Below are 21,092 nucleotides of genomic sequence, written 5' to 3'. Positions count from 1 at the left end.
TCGGCAATATGCTGCTTTATTGGCTGATCCCAACTAAATTAGCCTGCAATTACAGCTTTGCAGCGCAAAAACGCACGGCGGTTTTAACAAAGCTTCTGCTATAATGCGCGCCAATTTGCCAAAAGGTAGTGTATATGCAGGAATTCTGGGCCTTAACCTCGAAAGGGGTTGAAGAAGTGTTAGCCACCGAAATTAAACAACATGGCGGTGAAGTTGTGAAACTGGGTCTTGGTTTGGTGCGTTTTACCGCCACGACCGACACCGCCTATAAATTGTGTTTATGGTCGCGGCTGGCCACCCGGATCATGCGCCAGATAGCCGCTGTTGCTATTGATGAACAAAGTGACGTTTATCAGGTCGCAAGCGACATCGATTGGTCGCAGTATATGACGCTCAATCAAAGCCTTGCGCTGGAGTGTGTCGGCAAACACCCAACTATCGACAACACCCAGTTTGGCGCTATGCGGGTAAAAGATGCGATTTGCGACCAATTCCGCAATAAAACCGGCGAAAGACCAAACGTCGACCGGTTAGAACCTGATGTCCGTTTTCAGCTGCGGATGGAGCGCACCCACTTTTATTTTGCCCAGGATTTTTCCGGTCCTTCTTTACATCAGCGTGGTTATCGCAAAGAGCAGGGTGAAGCACCTTTAAAAGAACATTTAGCGGCTGCGCTGCTGATCCGTTCCGGCTGGCAGTTTAACCAACCGCTGCTGGACCCGTTTTGTGGTTCAGGCACTTTATTAATTGAAGCGGCGTTAATGGCGCGTAATCTGGCGCCTGGTTTAAAACGTGCGCATTTTGCCTTTGAAAAGTTGCAGGATTTTGACGCGTCAACCTGGCATCAGCTGCGTGCAGACGCTTTAGCGGCGCGCCGTGCTATTGAGCCTGGTGTGCGTTTTATTGGTATTGACCTGGATAGCCGCTCGCTGGAAAAAGCACGGCAAAACGCCAACAGAGCTGGTCTTTCAGATTTAATTGAACTGAAACAAGGGGATGCCACTCAGCTAGAAGCCATTGAAGGTTTGACGCCTGGGGTGATTGTGACCAACCCGCCTTATGGTGAACGTTTGGGTGATTTACCGGCGCTTATTCCTATTTATGCCGAATTTTCACTTAGGTTAAAACAACATTTTGCCGGCTGGCGTCTGGCGGTTATTACTTCTAATGCCGATTTATTACGGGCACTGAAGTTATCCAAACTGAAAAACTACAAATTTAATAACGGCCCGCTGGAATGTGACTTCAGTCTGTTTGATCTCACCGAAAAACAGGTGCAGGTGAACAGTGCGGCACCAGCGCAGTTTTTTGCTGAAAGTGACTCTTTTGCCAACAGGTTAAAGAAAAACGTTAAACAATTGGAAAAGTGGGCAAAACGCGAAAACATCAGCTGTTATCGTTTGTATGACGCTGATATTCCTGAATATAACGTTGCCGTTGACTGGTATGACGGTGAAGTGGTTGTGCATGAATACGCCGCGCCATCGAATGTAGATGAAAACGTCGCGCAAAAACGCTTGTTTGATATTGTTAATTTGGTGCCCAAAGTGCTTGGCATCAGTACCGACAAAATGGTGCTGAAAGTCCGGGAAAAACAAAAAGGCAAAGAGCAATATCAGGCGCTTGCCAAAGCCGGCCAATATAAAGTGGTCAGCGAACATGGCGCTAAGTTCTGGGTGAATCTACGTGATTATCTCGATACAGGTTTGTTCCTGGATCACCGTGTGACCCGCCGCGCCATCCAGCAACAAAGTAAAGACAAAGCCGTGTTAAACCTGTTTGCCTACACCGGTACAGCGTCGGTGCATGCAGCGCTCGGTGGTGCCCGTAATGTCACAACAGTTGATATGTCAAACACTTACCTCGACTGGGCCAAACGTAATTTTGATTTAAACCAGCTTAATGGCAAACAGTATCAGTTTGTGCAGGACAATGTGCTGGACTGGCTCAAAGGTTGTAAAAACCAGTTTGATTTGATTTTTGTGGACCCGCCAACCTTTTCCAACTCCAAACGCATGGAAGACACCTGGGACGTACAACGTGACCACGTGAAGCTGCTGAATATGCTCAGCAACTTGGTGGCACCAGGTGGCAAAGTGATTTTCTCCAACAATAAACGCCGTTTTAAACTTGATTATGAAACTTTGCAGCAGGCCGGTTGGCAAATCAAAGATATTTCGGCGGCCAGTTTGCCGGAAGATTTTAAACGCAATGTGCATATTCATGTTTGTTTTGAGCTGACGCGGGTTTAACCATGAACAAAGCGGTTTTATACAGCACCTGGGGTTGCCATCTTTGTGAAGAGGCCGAAGCGCTGCTAAAAGCCGCCAATATCGATTTTCAGCTGATTGATATCGTTGATGATGAACAGGCTTTTGCAGCATTCCGGCTGCATATACCAGTTCTGGCGATAGCACAGCACTATTTATACTGGTCTTTTGACAAGGATGCTTTAGCGGCTTTTGTCAAAACTCACAGTTCTTAAGGACAACAGCGTGGAATTATTACGTTTTCAACAGGCTTGTTTAGCCTTTGGCACCAATCCGGTGCTGGATAAAGTCGACTTTAGTTTATTTACCGGCGAGCGGGTTTGTTTAGTCGGTCGCAATGGCGCAGGTAAATCGACCATGCTGAAATTGCTGACCGGTCAGCAGAATTTAGATGATGGCCAGATTGTTAAACAAAACAATGTGTTATTAAGCCGTTTAGAGCAAGATCCGCCAGCAAGAGTCGATGTAAAAATTGCCGATTTTATCCGCGAAGGTGCCGGTGATTTAGCGCAAAAACTGCATGACTTTTATCAGTTATCCGACCATTTAAGCGAAGCGACTGACGCCCAGATGCACCATTTTGGCGAATTACAGGCCGAATTAGACGCCCGTGATGGCTGGCAGCTGGAAGCCCGTATTCTGCAGTTGTGTGAACAGTTTGAGATGAACCCGGAAGCCACTTTGGCATCACTGTCAGGCGGCTGGTTGCGTAAAGCGGCTTTAGCCCGGGCATTGGTGGCAAAACCTAATATTCTGCTTTTGGACGAACCGACCAACCACTTGGATGTGGCGGCTATTCAGTGGCTGGAGCAGTTTTTAATTAACTTTAGCGGCGCCATTATTTTTGTGTCGCACGACCGGGCTTTTATCCGCGCTGTTGCTACCCGCATTATTGATTTAGACCGCGGCACTTTAACCTCACATCCTGGTAATTACGCTGAGTATCTGGAGCGTAAACAAAAGTCGCTGGAAGTTGAGCAATCACATAACGCTTTGTTTGATAAAAAGCTGGCCGAAGAAGAAGTCTGGATCCGTCAGGGCATTAAAGCCCGCCGCACCCGTAACGAAGGTCGGGTTCGTGCTTTAAAAGAGCTGCGTAAAGAACGTGCCGCCAGGGTTGAACAACTGGGTAAAGTAGATTTTGCCATTGAACAAGCGGCTAAGTCGGGCAAGCTGGTGTTTGAAGGTAAACAGCTGAATTTGTCTTTTGATGGCAAAAAGGTAATGGACGATCTGGATCTGTTGCTGATGCGCGGTGACCGCGTAGCCTTGGTCGGGCCAAATGGTGTGGGTAAATCCAGCCTGATTAAAGTGTTACTGGACGAATATCAGGTGGAATCCGGTGAAGTCAAACGCGGCACCAACTTAGAAGTAGCCTATTTTGACCAACACCGGATGGCGTTGGATTTAGATAAAACAGTGCAGGACAACGTCGCTGATGGCCGCCAGGAAATTACTCAAAATGGCAATACCCGCCACGTGCTGAGTTATTTGCAGGATTTCCTGTTTCCGCCAGCGCGCGCCCGTACACCGGTACGAGCTTTATCTGGTGGTGAAAAAAACCGTTTATTATTGGCACGGCTTTTTGCCAAACCCAGCAATTTATTGATCCTCGACGAACCAACCAACGATCTGGATGTTGAAACCCTGGAGCTTTTGGAAGATATTCTGGAGCAGTATCAGGGCACTGTGATCCTGGTCAGTCACGACCGGGAATTTGTTAATAATACCGTCACCAGTTCATTGTGGTTTGCCGGTGAAGGCCGGATTATTGATATTGCCGGCGATTACAACGATGTGGTTGCTTACCAGCAAAGATACCAGCAACAGCCGAAAACTGTTGCCAAACCACAAGTTTCTGCTGAAATCAAAGCCGAACCTGTGGTACAAACTGCAACACCAACTTCAGCACAGAATACCAAGAAGTTATCTTATAAAGAAAAACGCGAACTGGAACTATTGCCCGCTTTGATTGAAAGCCTGGATGCTGAACTCAGTGCCATGCAAGTTAAAGTCAATGATCCAGATTTTTTCCGGCAAAGCGCCGAAGCCACCACAGCTATATTGAACCAATTACAGCAGACCGAGTCGAAGCTGGCGCACGCATACGAGCGTTGGGAACAATTAGAAGCATTAAACCAGCAGTAGTAGGGGATTTGAATGAAATTAGCGCCTATTTTTTTCGCAATGTTACCGGCATTAACGGTATTTGCGACTCAGGCTGAAGTCTACCAGGTTGTTGAACTTGGTCCTGTTGACGGTTATAAATCAAGTTTTTCTGCGGCAATTAACAACAGCAACCAATCGGTTGGTACCCTTACCGGACAGTTTAATTTCCCTGTAGATTTAGCTTATGTCGATTTTGCCAGTACTGTGATTACCAGTGCATTAAGTGCTGCTGAAATTGAAGAAGTTAAAAAAGGTAATGTTAACGCCAAAGCTTTGTCTGTGTTATTGAATTATTTACAGTTATCCGCTTCAAATTTTCAGGTGCAACGTTATAGCGACGCTTTTGCCAGCCGTTTAGATAACAAACAGTTGCTGAAGTTACGGGAAACTGCGCCAGTTCAAACGAACTATGAATACCTGAGTGATATTAATGATTTAGGTCAGTTAGCAGGTTATGCCGGTGCACCTTTTAGCGTGCAAAGTTTTACGCCTGCAGCAACAGAAGCAACGCCAAATCCGGTAGCGCAAAGGTTATGGGTACCACAAGCCGGTTATTTGTTAGGTGCAGTGGTGACCAATGGCGTGATTGAAACATTACCGCCGCTGTACACCAATTATGGTGGTGGTTTTTCTGTGGCCAGGGCACTGAATAATAATGGCAAAGTGGTAGGTTACGGCAGTGTTGCTATGACTGACGCAACTATTGCGTCCATCAATGCCACTTGTCTTGGCAAAACTGAACCTGTTGCTCTTTGTTATCACGGTATTGTCAGTAGTCAGCTGACGCAGGCATACAGCCGTAATGGTCTGGTCTGGCAACTTGATAACAATGGTAAACCAGCTGCCCCTGCGCAACTGGGCTATCTGGGGGACAAAAATACAGGTCTGCCGCACACCAATGCTAATTATCCTGCTGTGCAATACGATGCCATACCAAATGATTTAAACGACGCGGGTTTGGTTGTTGGTAGTTCAATTTACACTGACAGTAGTGATATACGCTTTAGCCCTTTTACTTTCCGTGATGAAGTGTATACCGTCACTCAGGCGACTTTGTTCGCTGGTTCTGAGGTAAAACCGCTGCTTGACGCAAAAGAATGGGAATATAGTACTGCGGTTGATATTAACAATAAAAATATCATTGTGGGTGCCGCACAACAGAAGTGGTATACCTTTGCTCAGTCGCGTACTGCTCAGAAGTTGTTTGTGTATGACTACAACACACAAAAAGCCACTTTCCCGAATGCGTTATTTTCAACGGCCAATACTATACCGGAAGCGATCAACGACAATAATCTGGTTGTTGGTACCACAGAGGCGTTTACTGACCAGTCGTCGGCACGGCGCAATGTGGCGTTTTTGTATGATATCGGCGCCGACAAATTCACGAACCTGAATACCATGTTGAAATGTAACGCAGGCTACACACTGGTTTCGGCCATGGATATTAATGACAAAAATGTTATTTTGGCGACAGCGGTAAAAGCTGTTGATAAACGTGATGCCAAAGGTGAAGTGGTCAAAGACAGTGCCGGAAATGTACTGCGTGAAGAAGTCGCGGTTGCTGTGCAGTTAAATCCGGTAGCAGGTGGTGTTATTGACAACTGCAACCCGTCAGAAGATGCAGGTTATGAGCGTAAAGGCGGCAGTATGGGGATGGCTGCTTTGTTTCTGCTAGCTTTGGCAGGATTACAACGCAGACGCCGCCAGCTTTAAACTGAGTTATTATCAAAAACCACCTCAGACTTTATTCCGGTTTGCAGTATCGTTGTTTACTGCCGGAATGAAGCCTGAGTTGGCTCCTAAATTCTGAATCTTTTCCCCATCTCTTTTGCATCCATTCAATTCATCAGACAAGCTGCAACTATTCAGTGCCAGCCATTTTGTAAAAACTTAAAATGCCAGTAATACGAAAAAAAAATTTAATTTTTTTTCCATCAAATTGTAATGAAGTTCAGCCGGTTATCTTTTGTCAAGTTTTATTCCTTTTTAATTTGGTTGAACCTTTCCAACTCTAGGGCTATCTATTAAACACAGGCTTTTTGCAGGTAGCTGAAAAAGCGCTGTGCTCCAATAAAACAGTTGAGGAAGACTGCCGTATGAAAAGACAAAAACGTGATCGTCTGGAACGTGCTCATGCTCAAGGTTACCGTGCTGGTGTAACAGGCCGTTCTAAAGAAATTTGTCCGTACCAGAATTTAGATGCGCGCTCGCAATGGTTAGGGGGTTACCGCGAGGCGATGGAAGACCGCGGTGGTGGTCTATTTAGTAAAGGTCAATAATCTTTCAGCTTGCGCAGTGTAACAACCGCGCCCAACACAAACCTCACTCCGGTGGGGTTTGTTGCTTTTGGTAAGCCCCAAATTATGCATAAAATTGACGGTGACCCTGACAGCTCTCAATCGTAAAGCTACATGTTGTCCGCCGCTCTGTATTCTCACAGTACGCAGAGCAGAAGCGATAGTAAGAGCCTAAGCAGCATTCTGACTCTGTTATCAGTTTGACTATGCACAGCTATTTTTGGTAACGCTGAAGTTTGAATGGTTTTGTTGTGGGGCAGCAATCAAAAAAACCAAGAAAAAACCCGCATTAAGCGGGCTTTTGATAAAAGTCAGTGCAGAATCAGAAGCTGGATGTGTCCTGAAACAGACCCACTTTTAATTCTTCAGCAGCATAAATATCGCGGCCATCAACACTCACCACGCCATCACCGATACCCATAAAAAGCTTGCGTTTAATCACGCGTTTCATATCAATGGTATAAGTGACTTTTTTTGCAGTTGGCAGAATTTGTCCGGTAAATTTTACCTCGCCAACACCCAGGGCACGGCCTTTGCCGGGGCCGCCACACCAACCTAAGAAAAAGCCAACTAACTGCCACATGGCGTCCAGGCCCAGGCATCCAGGCATCACAGGGTCACCCTGGAAATGGCAGGCAAAAAACCACAGATCAGGATTGATATCAAACTCAGCAACAATCTGGCCTTTGCCATATTTACCACCTTCTTCTGAAATATGCACAATACGGTCGATCATCAGCATATTTGCGATAGGTAGCTGGCTGTTACCCGGGCCAAACAAACGGCCTTCACCACAAGCGATTAATTCTTCTTTTGTAAAGCTATTCTGAGTCATGTATGTTAAGTCCGAAAAAAATTGCCGTTCACTTTAGCGAACAGCTGTAAGCTAAACAAGTCCGATTTGTCACAATCACCATCAGTGGCAGCGCATTGTTGGCAATTTTTATGACAACAGAGTGACGGGGTATCAAGCGCATGACCGAGCTGACCAAAAAAACGCTGAGCAACGCCGAAAAACAACAACGTTATCGCCAAAGGCAAAAACAATCCGGCCGTAAAGAACTCAGAGGCTATTTAACACCTGAAGCCATGGCTTGTTATGAAGAAATTCAGGCCAAAACACAGTGGAATGACAGCTTGTTGCTCAGCAACGCCATCAGATTGATGTATGCCGCACATAAATTAGGGCAGGTCGGCTTGTTAAACGGCTGGCTGACCGACCATAAACGCTGAAATTACAAAGCTGCACAACATTGGGTTAACTCGGCGTGCCGCTTACCGTATAATGCAGGCAACTTTGTTTGCAGCTACAGGCCCAGCATGATCTTATTTGTCCGCGATTTAACAGTGATCGATTTTTCTTACCTTTGTCAGCAGCGTGGTTTGCTTGGTGAAAGTTATATTGTTGATGTGGAGTTGCATGGTGAGCTGGATGCAACCTCGATGGTTTTTGACTTTGGGCATGTCAAAAAAGTGATAAAAAAAGCCATCGATAATCTGGTTGATCACAAGCTGGCTTATCCGTCGCGTGCTGCTTGCCTGAGCCATCAACAGCAAGGTGAAATGGATATTCTGCATTGGCAAAGCGACCGGGGTCTGATCCAGATCGCATCACCAGCTCAGGCTCATGTGGCTATTGAAAGTGCTGAGATTAATGAACAAAGTATTGCCAGCTTTTTAATTCAGGAAATTAAAGCTTTATTACCCGCCAATGTGGCTGAATTGAAATTTCACCTCAGAACAGAACGCAGCAACAGTTTTTATTACCATTACAGCCATGGTCTGAAAAAACATGATGGTAATTGTCAGCGTATTGCCCATGGACACCGTTCTACCATAGAAATTTATCAGAATGGTATGTTGGTGCCACGCCTGAATAAATACTGGACTGAACGCTGGCAGGATATTTATTTAGGCACCCGCGAAGATTTGGTTGCGCCAGAAGCTTTGCAATACATCAAAGCCAGTCAGGGCGATTATAGTTTCCGTTATCAGGCACCACAGGGCTGGTTTGAAATCAGTTTACCGGCAAGCCACTGTGAAATAGTGCCTTGTGATACCACAGTTGAATGTCTGGCCGATTATATTGCTGAGCAATTACAACAGCTTGAAGCTGCAGATTACAAAGTAGTTGCTTATGAAGGTGTCGGCAAAGGTGCCATTGCACTGAATAAGGCCTGAGCGCCTGATTTTGCTTGAACAACAAATAGATTAACCTAAGGCCGGCATGATGCCGGCCTTATATTTTGTGCTGTAAGATTGTATTTAATCAGCGGTTTTAAGCCGTTGTGTTGTTATCTTCCATCTGTTTTTCATTGTTATATTGCAACCAGGCTTGTGCCGGTTCGTCCTGTACAATGGTCAACATGGCAATAACTTCAGGGGCCGCGGTTAAGTGCAGTTCAGTGGTTAATAATCTTTGTTGCCGGAACAGATGCAAGGACACCTTTGCCCCGAGCGGATGACGGCTTAACATGGCCTGGAAGTTTTTCTCCGTTGCTTTGAGGCCGGCCACCGCAATAATCACATCACCTGCCATCAGGCCTGCGGCGGCGGCGGCAGAGCCTTGCGCAACAGCGCTGATCTGCAGGCCATTATCATTGCTTTGATATAAAGCGCCAAAGGCTCTGGGCAGGGCAACAGGCGCTTTACCGGACAAGTCCTGTGGCGACTGCGCACCACGCCAATCCAGCTGAACGCCAAGCTTGCAAAGTGCATTGGCCAGTGGCAAGGCTTCAGGGTGTTCAACCCAACGCCTGACCATATCGGTCAATACAGGGTCATTGCTATAAAAAGTCAGTTGTTGCCAGAAACCCTGCTCGTCGCTACCAAGTCCCGAAACACCAAAAGCATGCCAACACTGTTGCATCAATCCATCCAGACTGAGCCTGCGGCTTCTGAGCTCTGCGTCCAGACATAACGCGACCAGGCTGCCTTTGGCGTAATAACTCACCACCGCATTAATGGCGTTTTCGTCCTGCTGGTAAAATTTGGTCCAGGCATAAAAGCTGCTATCAGCAAGACTCTGACTGTTATTGCTGGGGGCTCTGCTGACACGGCTGATGGTTTTGCTTAATGTGGTCAAATACTGCTCCGGGTTAATAACGCCGGCGCGCACCAAAGCCAAATCATCGTAATAGGAGGTAAAACCTTCGTACAACCACAGCTGTGAAGTGTATTGTTCAGCCTGTAACTGGTATTGCAGGAAGCTTGTCGGTTTAGCTCTTTTTACCCACCAGGTATGGAAATATTCATGGGAACACAAAGCCAGATAGTTTTGGTAATCGTCACTGAGTTCTTCCGGTTGTTGTGGGTTGGGCAGGTCGTACCTGCTCAGCAACAATAAAGTGGAGTTATGATGTTCCAGACCACCATAACCATTGTCGACCACCCAGTTTAAAAACCAATATTCAGTCAGATCTACCGGAAGAGCACCAAAGAGCCCGATGTGTTTTGCTAATACAGGCTGAAGATCACGGGCTACCCGGTCTAAGTCGGCAAGCAGAGCGCCGGCATACACCTGATAATGTGTGATGCCATCAAGTTCAAAAGAGCGGACTGCAAGTTCGCCAAGCAGCAAAGGGCTGTCAATCAGTTGTAGATAATCGTCGGCTTGATAAGTGCCAAAAGCGAATAAGTCCGTTGCCACGGCACGTTGCAAACCCGTTGCACAACGCCACTGTGCCTTGCCTGCTACTGGCGACATCAGGACTGTATGGGGCACGCCTGTTAAGCCTTCTACCGCAAGGCAACAGGCTGCCGGATTGATGACCGCCACTTCGTCGTTGATATAACAAGCCCGCACCGACAAATCAAAAGCATAAACCCGATAACAGACTTCTACCGGCAAACCACGGTGTGTCAGTTGCCAGCTGTGTTTATCTGTTGCCTGCACTGTTAAAGGACCTTGTCTGTCGCTGGCCGCTATGGCAACGACATGCCGGGCGAAATTGCGGATAAGATAACTGCCCGGGATCCAGGCCGGCATTGATAACAACACCGGTTCTAAAGCTGCGGGGGTAAAACTAAGGGTGACATCTAAATAATGCGAGGTGACATCAGCAATTGAAAAGTGGAAAGCAACCTTGTCCATCACTTATACTCGGCCAAACCTGAAAGGGCCAAGTATACCCACAAAGCAAGATTGAAGGATCTGAAATGGCTGAAGAAACTATTTTTAGTAAAATTATCCGCCGCGAAATTGCCACTGAATTGTTGTATCAGGACGAATTGGTGACTGCCTTTCGCGATATTCATCCAAGAGCGCCAACCCATATTCTGATAATACCTAATGTGCTTATTCCGACAGTCAATGATGTTGAACCCCAACATGAAGCTGCACTTGGCCGCATGTTCACTGTCGCCCGTAAACTGGCCGCAGCTGCAGGCATCAGTGAAAAGGGTTACCGTTTGATTATGAACTGCAATAGTCATGGCGGGCAGGAGGTGTACCACATTCATATGCATCTGCTTGGCGGGCAGCCACTTGGCCCCATGCTGGCGCGTTAACAACAAGATTTTTCCACGCTCTTTGCCGGCGCGGTTGGCTTTTGACAAAAAGCCCACTAAAATCCGCGCCTTTTGCGCTCCCGCACAGAGGTCCAACCATGTCAAATGAAGCTCAGGTGGCAATTCGTACCGAATATGCTGTTACCCGTGTTACTAAAACCGTATTTCCTGGCCGTACCAATCACCACAATACGTTATTTGGTGGTGAAGCTTTGGCCTGGATGGACGAAGCCGCTTTTATTGCTGCGACCCGTTTTTGCCGCAAGCCGTTAGTGACTGTTTCATCAGACCGGGTGGATTTTAAAGAATCTATACCAGCCGGTACCATCATTGAGTTGGTGGCACGTATTGAACACGTCGGCCGCACCAGTATCAGGGTGAATGTCGATATATTTGTCGAAAACATGTACAGCGACGACCAGCATAAAGCTATTTCCGGCACCTTTACCTTTGTGGCTTTAGGGCCGGATCGTAAACCAACACCAGTGCTGGGGTGATCCGCCTCTTGTAGTTTGGCAGGCTCAAGGTTACAGTGGTTTGACCATCTTTTTAACCCCAAACAATGAGCCTGCATAATGAAAACAATAGAGCAATGGCTGGACGAATACGCCGTTAGTCATCAAAACCCCATTAATAAAAAAATTCATTTTTTAGCTGTCCCGCTGATTTACCTGACCGTTTTTGGTTTGCTTTGGCAAATTCCAATGCCACTTGCGGGTTTTGCCGAACAACAAATTAATTGGCCTTTGTTATTGTGCCTGCCGGTTTTGGGGTTTTATTTCAGTTTGTCTTTTGCCATTGGTGTGGGCATGACCATTTTCAGCGCTGCTATTGTTTTGTTTTTACGTTGGTTTGAATCGGCTGTGATGGTGGATGTCTGGTTGGCGTCTTTGGTACTTTTTGTGTTGATGTGGATTTTGCAGTTTGTCGGCCATCATATTGAAGGTAAAAAACCATCGTTCTTTAAAGATCTGCAATTTTTGCTGATTGGACCCGCCTGGATACTGGCTTTTGTCTTGCGCCGTTTTGGCATCCGTTATTAAAAGTTTTTATACAACGCCTGAGTGTATAGTCCGTTCATCCTGTTTTGTCGTTTGCCAGATTTGAGCCTGGCATGCGACGAAGCGGGATCCGTCTGAGTTTAACAACTCAGGCCATTGCCGCTTCTTTGATATAATCGGGCTTGTTAATTTCCATCCCGACCTTCTCTGAGTACATAGTTTGCACAAAATTTTTGAAGACCGTCACCGTCAGTTCTGGATCCTGCATACCTTAGGTTGGCTGGGTTTTGCTGTGGTTGGTTATTTAGGTTCGTTATTTCAGGAAATGCGTGAAGCTTACCTTTTTGTGGTGGTGCTGGACGCTTATGCCGGTTGGTTGTTGTCTATACCGATGCGCTATGCCTATCAGCGGATCTGGCACTGGTCGCCCTGGAAAATGGTGTTGTCTATTCTGGTGCTGGCTTTTGTCTTGTCCTGTTTCTGGACAGTGGTAAAAAACTTTAACTACTGGGAAATTTATCGTCATGGTTACAGACCTGACGACTGGATCCAATATTTCCGCCAGACCTCTGTTGGTTTTTACGTGATGCTCAGCTGGAGCGGATTATATTTTGGTATTCGGTATTACCAGACCTTGCAGTTGGAAAAACAAAAACTGCTGACCGCGTCCAACAAAGCACACGAAGCCCAGCTGAAAATGTTGCGGTATCAGCTGAATCCGCATTTTTTGTTTAATACACTCAACGCGATTTCGACGCTGGTATTAATTAACGAAGCTGAAACTGCCAATAAAATGCTCAGCCGGTTAAGTGACTTTTTACGTTATTCGCTTTATAAAGATCCCATTAATAAAGTGCCTTTGCAGCAGGAAATTTATGCGGCCAACCTGTATCTGGAAATTGAAAAAGTGCGGTTTTCAGAGCGGCTGAACATTCACTTTGATATTGCCGATAATACCCAACAAGCACTGGTGCCAAGCCTGATTTTGCAGCCGCTGGTGGAAAACGCCATTAAATATGCAGTGGCGAGGCAAAGCAGCGGTGGACTGATCAGCATTAAAGCACGTAAGTTTGGTCATGACTTGTTGATTGAAGTGGCGGATAACGGCCCAGGTATGCCGCTGGAACAAGGCAAAGCTAATGACAGTGGTGGTGTTGGCCTGGTCAATACCCGTGAGCGGCTGGCAGCTTTATATGACAAAAACTTCTCGCTGGTGCTGACCCCCAATCAGCCGCAAGGTGTAAAAGTGAATATCCGGATCCCGTTTGAGGTGGAACATACCGATGAAAAACTTGCTTAAAGTTGTGGTTGTAGATGATGAACCATTGGCCCGTAAAGGTATGCTGATGCGTCTGGCTGCCTTCCCCGAATTGCAGGTGGTGGCAGAATGTAACAATGGCTTATCGGCGGTCGAAGCTATCCGGGAGTTTAAGCCGGATGTGGTATTTCTGGATGTGGAAATGCCGGAGCTGGATGGTTTTGGTGTGTTAAAAACCCTGCAGCAACAACAAATCAGCCTGCCTTATATTATTTTTGTCACCGCTTTTGACCAATATGCATTAAATGCTTTTGAAGTCAGTGCAGTCGATTATGTATTAAAGCCGGTTGAGGGTGAACGTCTGGCTGCAGCCGTTGAAAAACTGCTTAAAGTGATGGAAGCCAAAGACGATCACAAGCACAAAGGCCAGCTGGCACAGGCCGTTGCCAAACTGACTGGCGAAGACGCCACCGATATTCTGCAACGGCTGGATCAGGAAGAACCGGTGATGAATGACAGGTTCCCGGAAGCCATCAGTATTAAAGACAGCGGCGAAATTACCCGGGTACCGGTCTTAAATATCGATTGGGTTGATGCTGCCGGCGACTATATGTGTATTCATACCAAAGACGGTCAGACCCATATTTTGCGCCGTACTATGAAAGAACTGGAGCAGGAGCTGGATCCTCGTCAGTTTGTGCGGGTGCACCGCTCGGCCATTGTTAATGTGAACACTATTGCCAAATTGCAGATGCTGGCCAATGGTGAACATCAGCTGATGTTGACGAATGGTCAGGCGGTCAAAGTCAGCCGCAGTTATAAAGACAGGGTGAAAACTGTATTTAGTGCCTGATAAATCCTGCTGTGCAGCAACAATCACCGTGATTTGCTGCAGCAATAACGGCTACCGCACCTGCTGTACATCATAAAACCGGCTTGATTGCCGGTTTTTTATTAGATTTTATCTGCCAGGCCAGGTTTTCAGCCTTGCAAAGCTGTCGCCGGTAACACAACGCAGCAGAAACGTTACACCGCGCGCTTTAGGTTGTTTAACATTGGCAATTTGGTGGCATCAGGTGGTTTTTGCAAAGTTGTTCGTCCAAAAGTGCTAAGCGTTTTAGTTTTGCGTTTCACTTTGTTGCAGCATTTGTTGTTGCCACTTCAGTAAATAAGGATCGGCTTGTTTTTTCTTATCGCCGGTTAATACCAGCGGATACAACAGCGCTTGTCCTGCCTGTTCACCGGCCATCATCATATGGGCATTACCTGAGAGCAACTGCTCTACGGCAAAAGCCCCGAGTTTAGTACCAAGAATACGATCAGAGCCGACCGGACTGCCGCCCCTTTGTAAATGTCCCAGCACACAAGCACGGCATTCGGTGCCTGAGCGGGTGGTAATTTCAGCAGCCAGCGCCTGAGCACCGGCAGGGTACATTGTTTCTGCTATCACAATAATGTAACTGCCGGCGCCAAAATCCCGTTTCAGCGCTTTGATATCCTGTAATAAATCGTCAAGGTCTACCTTGTCGCCATATTCAGGGCAAATAATTTGTTCAGCACCGCCGGCAATACCAGCTGCCAGCGCCAGATAACCGGTATGGCGGCCCATCACTTCAACTAAAAAAGTACGTTCAAAGGCATCAGCGGTGTCACGGATTTTGTCGATAGCATCGAGTGCAGTATCAAGTGCAGTGGCAAAACCTATGGTAAAGTCAGTACCGTCAACATCATTGTCGATAGTGCCTGGAATACCAACAATCTGGCCGCGGTAAAAAGCCGAAATGGCCTGACAACCACGAAAGCTGCCATCGCCGCCAATCACCAACAAAGCATCAATTGCTAACTGATGTAACTTTGTCGCAGCGAGTTCAGCGCCACCTTGTTGTTGTAATTGTTTACAGCGGGCACTTTTTAAAATAGTGCCGCCCAGCTGAATAATATGCAGCACGTCAGCTTTTTTCAGTGGAACATAATCTTCACTAAAAATGCCATTAAAGCCGTGTCGAAAACCAACAACTTCAATACCGGCCGCTTCAGCACTGAGCACCACTGCACGTAAAGCGGCATTCATGCCCGGGGCGTCACCACCCGAAGTTAAGATACCGATACGGCGTACCGAATGAGTCATGTGTTACTCCTGAATTAAAAGACCGGATGGCATCTGCACAGTATGGCCGGATGTCAGCGCTGCGTTATTGATGCAACACAATAATAAGCAAAAAGTTGCACTTTCAAAGCATAACGCCAAAGAAGGGGAATTTGACGAAAAAGCCGCGACAGCAGATTAAAAAACAGCGAAAATAGCCGCCCGCTGTTGTACCTGCTTTTATAGGATAATGTGATGCACCAAGCTTCGGGCAATAGCCTGACCGGATTTATTCTAGCGCTGACCACCGCAGTGTTGTGGGGCATGCTGCCTATTGCCTTAAAAGTGGTGTTGACAGAGTTAACTGCCAATACCATTACCTGGGTTCGTTTTTTGGCGGCCGCTATCTTTGTAGTGCTGGTGCTTTGGAAGCAAGGGAATTTACCGGATTTAACCAAACTCAAAGGTAAAGCGCGCACCCTGATGTTCATTGCAGTTGCTGGTTTGTTATCCAATTACATCTTGTATTTGATGGGGCTTAATTTATTAACCGCCGAAACTGCTCAGGTGGTTATTCAGCTGGCGCCATTTTTAATGATGCTGGGTGGTATTTTTATCTTCCGCGAACATTTGTTGTTATGGCAAAAAATTGGTGCTGCTACTTTAGTGGCCGGTTTATTGTTGTTTTTTAATGACAGATTATTTTTATTATTAACCCAGCTTGGTCACGACAGTTTTGGTATTTTGCTGGTGATCATCGCTGCTGTCACCTGGGCGGCTTACGCGCTGGCGCAAAAACAGCTGCTGATGCACTTTAACTCACAACAAATTATGGCGTTTATTTATGTGTCAGGCGCTTTGTGTTTTTTACCTGTCATCGACATAGCGCCTGTGTTTGAGTTGTCTTTGTTGCACTGGGCTTTGCTGCTGTTTTGTTGTTTAAATACCATAGTGGCTTATGGTGCTTTTGCCGAAGCGCTGGAGCATTGGGAAGCGTCGAAAGTCAGTGCTGTGCTGGCTATTACGCCGCTGCTGACCATTTTATTTGCCAATTTGGCCGCCTGGTTATGGCCGGACGCACCAAAACCTGAAGCGCTGAACTTTTGGTCGGTTTTAGGGGCTGTGATGGTGGTTTTGGGTTCTGCTGTTACTGCCTTAGCGCCAGTGCTTAAACAATGGCGGCAGGAAAGGGCGGCGGTTTAAGCTGCTGCCAGCTCTTTATTCTGTCAATGCTTTTTGAAAGTTTCCGGGGTCAGGCATTATCGTGATTTGCTTTTTCCCATAAAAAAACCACCGCTTGCGGTGGTTTTTTTACAGACATTGTTGGCTATTTGACGGTCACAATTTTGCAGGTGTTGGAAGCACCGACAGTTTCCATCACATCACCGTGGGTTAAAATCACCAAATCACCGGTTTTTAAACCCGCAGCTTTTTTCACTGCTGCCACAGCATCATCAGCCAGATGGTCATTGCTGATACCGTGGCTGTCAAAAAACACTGGATATACACCACGATAAAGCGCCATTTTATTCAGCGTTTTTACGTGGCGTGACAGAGCATAAATGGCGTGTGCCGACGTAATACGCGACATGAGCTTAGCAGTGTAACCCGACTCAGTTAAAGCGATAATGGCTTTGATGCCGTCCAGATGATTAGCTGCATACATAGCAGACAACGCAATAGTTTCGCTGATTTCAGTAAAAGTCACGTCCATCCGGTGTTTGGATGACAACACTTTTGGATGTTTTTCCGCACCATCACAAACCCGGCCCATAGCTTTGACGGTTTCGGTTGGATATTTACCTGCAGCTGTTTCTGCAGACAACATCACAGCGTCAGTGCCATCAAGCACGGCATTGGCCACGTCCATGACTTCAGCGCGGGTTGGCATCGGGCTTTCAATCATCGACTCCATCATTTGAGTAGCGGTGATCACCACACGATTCAGCTGACGGGAGCGGGCGATAATACGTTTTTGCTGGCCAACAAGTTCAGCATCACCAATTTCAACACCTAAATCACCACGGGCCACCATCACAGCGTCAGAGGCGCGAATAATGTCATCAAGCGTTTCGTCATCAGCCACTGCTTCAGCACGTTCCACTTTAGAAACAATTAAAGCTTCAGAGCCGGCATCACGGGCCAGCTGACGCGCCACCCGCAAATCATCCCCACAACGCGGGAAAGAAACGGCGAGGTAATCCACGTCAATTTTGGATGCCAAAGCGATATCGTTTTTGTCTTTATCGGTTAAAGCCGGCGCAGACAAACCACCGCCTAAACGGTTAATACCTTTGTTGTTGGATAACTTACCAGCGACCGATACTTTGGTCAGAATGCGGCTGCCTTGTACTTTTTCAACAATCAGCTGAATGCGGCCGTCGTCTAATAACAACACGTCGGCAGGGCGCACGTCACCCGGCAGCTCTTTGTAGTCGATACCCACCTGAGTTTCATCACCCAAACCTTTGCCAAGTTCAGCGTCCAGTACAAAGTCCTGACCTTCCGTCAGTTCTACGCTGTTGTTTTTAAAAGTAGAAACCCGGATCTTCGGGCCTTGTAAATCACCTAAAATGGCAACATGGGCGTTCGTCGCCGCAGCTGCGGCACGCACCATTCTGGCACGCTCAATGTGATCATCTGCACTGCCGTGCGAGAAGTTAAAACGGAATACGGTGGCACCAGCCAGGATTAATTTTTCGATGGCGGCCTGGGTATTGGTAGCCGGGCCTAAGGTGGCAACTATTTTGGTTCTTCTTGGCATTTGCTGCTCCTGCCTGTTGATGTGCATAACCGCCAGTGGACCCTGGCGGTGATGCTGACAGTGTAATGTAATTTAATTACAGAATATAGCGTGATTTTGGAGAAAACTTACAGGTAGGCGCAGTTGCCTGCGCCCGGAACAGCTTAAAAATCTTTTTTCTCGAACCTTGAACCGCGCAAACTGTCTTTTACTTTCTTTAAGTTTTCACGGAATTTGGTACCACGGCGCAGCGTAAAACCGGTGGCCAGAATATCAATCAGTACCAGCTGCGCCACCCGTGACGCCATTGGCATATACATATCAGTGTCTTCCGGTACGTCCAGCGACAACACCAAAGTACATTCTTTGGCAAGCGGGCTGTCATAAGCCGTAATGCCTATCACAGTGGCGTCATTTTCGCGTGCTATCGATGCAATGTCACAAAGGTTTTTGGTGCGGCCAGTGTGAGAAATACAAACCACCACGTCACCTTCGCTGCTGTTAATAGCGCTCATGCGTTGCATCACGATGTCGTCAAAACACACCACAGGCACATTAAAACGGAAAAACTTGTTCTGGGCGTCATGCGCCACAGAAGCGGATGCCCCTAAGCCAAAAAAGGAGATTTTTTTCGCTTGGGTTAATACATCAACAGCACGATTAACTGTATTAATATCAACATTTTGCCTTGCCGCATCCAGTGCAGCCATGGTCGATTCAAAAATTTTGGCGGTGTAAGCTTCAGGGCCGTCATCTTCTTCCACATGACGGTTTACATAAGGTGTGCCGTTGGCAAGGCTTTGTGCCAGATGCAGTTTAAAATCCGGAAAACCTTTGGTATCCAGTCTGCGGCAAAAACGGTTCACTGTAGGCTCAGACACATCTGCCATCTTCGCTAAAGCCGCAATACTGCTATGAATAGTGGTTTGCGGATTGGCCAGAATCACATCCGCAACTTTGCGTTCTGATTTACTGAAGCTGTTGACACTGTTTACTATTTTTTCCAGCACATTCATCCGATATTTCCTGCTCTGACACAGACCCTGGTGGCCCTGGATTGATTCTGTAATTAATTTTGTAGCCCAACCGGGGCGGTAACAACAAAAGTGATAAACTTACAACGAATTTAATGATACATCGTAAAGACTGCCTTAAGATATAGGCTACGTCAAAACTTTAAGGAAGTTGTAATTTAATTACAACTTATCCGGTTTACAACCGCCAAACACTCGGCTAGTATGCGGCCAAGTGTTGTAAAATTACATCTAATCAAGGGTCAGCGCATGACAACAGCAGCACACTCGAACAAAGCCTGTGATCTTATTCTGTTCGGCACCAAGGGTGATTTAGCCCGTCGTAAACTTTTACCTGCCTTATATCAGCTGGAAATGGCTGGGCTGTTACATTCTGACAGCAGAATTACCGGTGTGGCCCGCGACGCGCTGACGCTGGATGCTTATATTGAAGTTGTTGAAACTAACTTACAGAAATTTGTCAAAGAGCCGTTAGTGCCTGAAGTATGGGCGCGCCTCAAAGCCAAACTGCAATATGTGCAAATTGATTTATCGCAAGAGCAGGACTACATCAAGCTTAAAGCGGTTACTGACATTAAAAGCCGTATTCCGGTGAGTTATTTTGCCACTGCGCCTTCGTTATTTGGCCACATCTGTAAAGGTCTGGATTCTGCCGGTTTGTCCAAACAACCATCGCGCGTGGTGTTAGAAAAGCCAATTGGTCATTGTCTTGAGTCGTCCAAAGTCATTAACGACGAAGTGGCGAAATATTTTAAAGAATCGCAAATTTACCGTATTGACCATTATCTTGGTAAAGAAACAGTACTGAACCTGTTGGCGCTGCGTTTTGCCAACGCTATTTTTGCCTCCAACTGGGATCACAATGCTATTGATCATGTGCAGATTTCAGTGGCTGAAGAAGTGGGTGTGGAAGGGCGTTGGGGTTATTACGACGACGCAGGTCAAATGCGTGACATGGTGCAAAACCACTTATTACAGGTGCTGTCTTTAATTGCGATGGAACCACCAGCCAGTCTGGATGCCGACAGTATCCGCGATGAAAAATTAAAAGTACTCAAAGCACTGCGGCCAATTAACTTACAAAACGTGCAGGAAAAAACTGTGCGTGGCCAGTACAGCGCAGGTTTTGTCGGCGGTAAAGCTGTGCCTGGTTATCTGGACGAAGAAGATGCCAGACCCAACAGCAAAACCGAAACTTTTGTGGCTATTAAAGTAGATATCGACAACTGGCGCTGGGCCGGTGTGCCGTTTTATTTGCGTACCGGTAAACGGATGCCAAATAAAGTGTCTGAAGTGGTGATTTGTTTTAAACCACAACCACACAATATTTTCCACGAAACTTATAAACAGCTGCCGGCCAACAAACTCATCATCCGTTTGCAGCCTGACGAAGGCGTGGAAATTCAGATCATGAATAAAATCCCGGGCCTTGGCGAAACCATGCAATTGCAACAAAGCAAACTGGATTTAAGTTTTGACGAAACCTTTAAAGCCCAGCGTATTGCCGACGCTTATGAGCGGTTATTGCTGGAAGCTATGCTTGGCAATCAATACCTCTTTGTGCGTCGTGACGAAGTAGAACAAGCCTGGAAATGGGTGGACGGAATTCTGGACGCCTGGCGTGTGAATAACGAACCACCAAAATCTTATCAGGCCGGAACCTGGGGCCCTGTTGCCGCTATCTCATTATTAGCCCGCGATGACAGAAACTGGGACGAATAA

General features: G+C 46.7%; 19 protein-coding genes. 14 read left to right on the top strand and 5 right to left on the bottom strand.

The window, feature by feature from the left end; all coding sequences use genetic code 11:
* Window positions 1–134: 134 nt before the first annotated feature.
* From rlmKL to rmf, 5 genes are all read left to right on the top strand, one after another.
* The gene (gene rlmKL, locus RCH83_RS01595) at window positions 135–2,252 is read left to right on the top strand and encodes a bifunctional 23S rRNA (guanine(2069)-N(7))-methyltransferase RlmK/23S rRNA (guanine(2445)-N(2))-methyltransferase RlmL (RefSeq protein WP_306518373.1); all 2,118 of its coding nucleotides are present in this window, start codon (window positions 135–137) and stop codon (window positions 2,250–2,252) included.
* 2 nt (window positions 2,253–2,254) lie between these two features.
* Entirely contained in the window at window positions 2,255–2,485 is a 231-nt protein-coding gene (locus RCH83_RS01590; RefSeq protein ID WP_306518371.1) for a glutaredoxin family protein, read from the top strand.
* A 10-nt stretch (window positions 2,486–2,495) separates the two neighbouring features.
* Complete coding sequence (locus tag RCH83_RS01585; RefSeq protein WP_306518369.1) at window positions 2,496–4,418, top strand: ATP-binding cassette domain-containing protein; 1,923 nt, start codon at window positions 2,496–2,498, stop codon at window positions 4,416–4,418.
* Window positions 4,419–4,430: 12 nt separating this feature from the next.
* The gene (locus tag RCH83_RS01580; protein WP_306518367.1) at window positions 4,431–6,155 is read left to right on the top strand and encodes a DUF3466 family protein; all 1,725 of its coding nucleotides are present in this window, start codon (window positions 4,431–4,433) and stop codon (window positions 6,153–6,155) included.
* 383 nt (window positions 6,156–6,538) lie between these two features.
* A complete protein-coding gene (gene rmf, locus RCH83_RS01575; protein WP_068065521.1) occupies window positions 6,539–6,721 on the top strand; it encodes a ribosome modulation factor in 183 nt (60 codons plus the stop codon).
* Between the two features lie 340 nt (window positions 6,722–7,061).
* On the opposite strand, the gene fabA is transcribed toward rmf, so the two are convergent.
* The gene (fabA, locus tag RCH83_RS01570; RefSeq protein WP_306518365.1) at window positions 7,062–7,574 is read right to left on the bottom strand and encodes a 3-hydroxyacyl-[acyl-carrier-protein] dehydratase FabA; all 513 of its coding nucleotides are present in this window, start codon (window positions 7,572–7,574) and stop codon (window positions 7,062–7,064) included.
* Window positions 7,575–7,714: 140 nt separating this feature from the next.
* On the opposite strand from fabA, the gene RCH83_RS01565 reads away from it, so the two are divergent.
* Both RCH83_RS01565 and RCH83_RS01560 read left to right on the top strand, forming a co-directional pair.
* A complete protein-coding gene (locus tag RCH83_RS01565; RefSeq protein ID WP_306518363.1) occupies window positions 7,715–7,972 on the top strand; it encodes a hypothetical protein in 258 nt (85 codons plus the stop codon).
* Between the two features lie 87 nt (window positions 7,973–8,059).
* Window positions 8,060–8,920, top strand: a complete 861-nt coding sequence (locus RCH83_RS01560) for a 6-carboxytetrahydropterin synthase (RefSeq protein WP_306518361.1) — start codon at window positions 8,060–8,062, stop codon at window positions 8,918–8,920.
* A gap of 97 nt (window positions 8,921–9,017) precedes the next feature.
* On the opposite strand, the gene RCH83_RS01555 is transcribed toward RCH83_RS01560, so the two are convergent.
* A complete protein-coding gene (locus tag RCH83_RS01555; protein WP_306518359.1) occupies window positions 9,018–10,832 on the bottom strand; it encodes a M61 family metallopeptidase in 1,815 nt (604 codons plus the stop codon).
* 65 nt (window positions 10,833–10,897) lie between these two features.
* Here RCH83_RS01555 and hinT point away from each other — a divergent pair, with 65 nt between their 5' ends.
* The 5 genes from hinT (at window position 10,898) to RCH83_RS01530 (ending at window position 14,360) form a co-directional block, all read left to right on the top strand.
* Window positions 10,898–11,248, top strand: coding sequence for a purine nucleoside phosphoramidase (gene hinT, locus RCH83_RS01550; RefSeq protein WP_306518357.1), 351 nt, complete (start codon window positions 10,898–10,900; stop codon window positions 11,246–11,248).
* 98 nt (window positions 11,249–11,346) lie between these two features.
* Complete coding sequence (locus RCH83_RS01545; protein ID WP_306518355.1) at window positions 11,347–11,745, top strand: acyl-CoA thioesterase; 399 nt, start codon at window positions 11,347–11,349, stop codon at window positions 11,743–11,745.
* A 78-nt stretch (window positions 11,746–11,823) separates the two neighbouring features.
* Window positions 11,824–12,291 (top strand): DUF962 domain-containing protein, encoded by a 468-nt coding sequence (locus RCH83_RS01540; protein WP_306518353.1) that lies wholly within the window; start codon window positions 11,824–11,826, stop codon window positions 12,289–12,291.
* Between the two features lie 178 nt (window positions 12,292–12,469).
* Window positions 12,470–13,549: a sensor histidine kinase gene (locus tag RCH83_RS01535; RefSeq protein WP_306518351.1), complete on the top strand. Its 1,080-nt coding sequence runs from the start codon at window positions 12,470–12,472 to the stop codon at window positions 13,547–13,549.
* Window positions 13,533–14,360, top strand: coding sequence for a LytTR family DNA-binding domain-containing protein (locus RCH83_RS01530; protein ID WP_306518349.1), 828 nt, complete (start codon window positions 13,533–13,535; stop codon window positions 14,358–14,360). Before RCH83_RS01535 ends, RCH83_RS01530 begins: the two co-directional genes overlap by 17 nt.
* 264 nt (window positions 14,361–14,624) lie before the next feature.
* On the opposite strand, the gene RCH83_RS01525 is transcribed toward RCH83_RS01530, so the two are convergent.
* Window positions 14,625–15,635 carry a 6-phosphofructokinase gene (locus RCH83_RS01525; RefSeq protein ID WP_306518347.1) on the bottom strand — a complete coding sequence of 337 codons (1,011 nt, stop codon included), beginning with the start codon at window positions 15,633–15,635 and terminating at the stop codon, window positions 14,625–14,627.
* A 213-nt stretch (window positions 15,636–15,848) separates the two neighbouring features.
* On the opposite strand from RCH83_RS01525, the gene RCH83_RS01520 reads away from it, so the two are divergent.
* Window positions 15,849–16,796, top strand: coding sequence for a DMT family transporter (locus RCH83_RS01520; RefSeq protein WP_306518345.1), 948 nt, complete (start codon window positions 15,849–15,851; stop codon window positions 16,794–16,796).
* Window positions 16,797–16,920: 124 nt separating this feature from the next.
* On the opposite strand, the gene pyk is transcribed toward RCH83_RS01520, so the two are convergent.
* Both pyk and RCH83_RS01510 read right to left on the bottom strand, forming a co-directional pair.
* Window positions 16,921–18,357: a pyruvate kinase gene (gene pyk / locus RCH83_RS01515; protein WP_306518343.1), complete on the bottom strand. Its 1,437-nt coding sequence runs from the start codon at window positions 18,355–18,357 to the stop codon at window positions 16,921–16,923.
* Between the two features lie 143 nt (window positions 18,358–18,500).
* Window positions 18,501–19,352 (bottom strand): MurR/RpiR family transcriptional regulator, encoded by an 852-nt coding sequence (locus tag RCH83_RS01510; protein ID WP_306518341.1) that lies wholly within the window; start codon window positions 19,350–19,352, stop codon window positions 18,501–18,503.
* A 267-nt stretch (window positions 19,353–19,619) separates the two neighbouring features.
* Between RCH83_RS01510 and zwf the strand changes: the two genes are divergently transcribed.
* Window positions 19,620–21,092, top strand: a complete 1,473-nt coding sequence (gene zwf, locus RCH83_RS01505) for a glucose-6-phosphate dehydrogenase (protein WP_306518339.1) — start codon at window positions 19,620–19,622, stop codon at window positions 21,090–21,092.

This window comes from Rheinheimera sp., assembly GCF_030824435.1.
In the GTDB taxonomy this organism is placed as follows: Bacteria; Pseudomonadota; Gammaproteobacteria; order Enterobacterales; family Alteromonadaceae; genus Pararheinheimera.
Note: the sequence above shows the minus strand (reverse complement) of the source record. Positions and strands in the feature narration are given on the sequence as shown.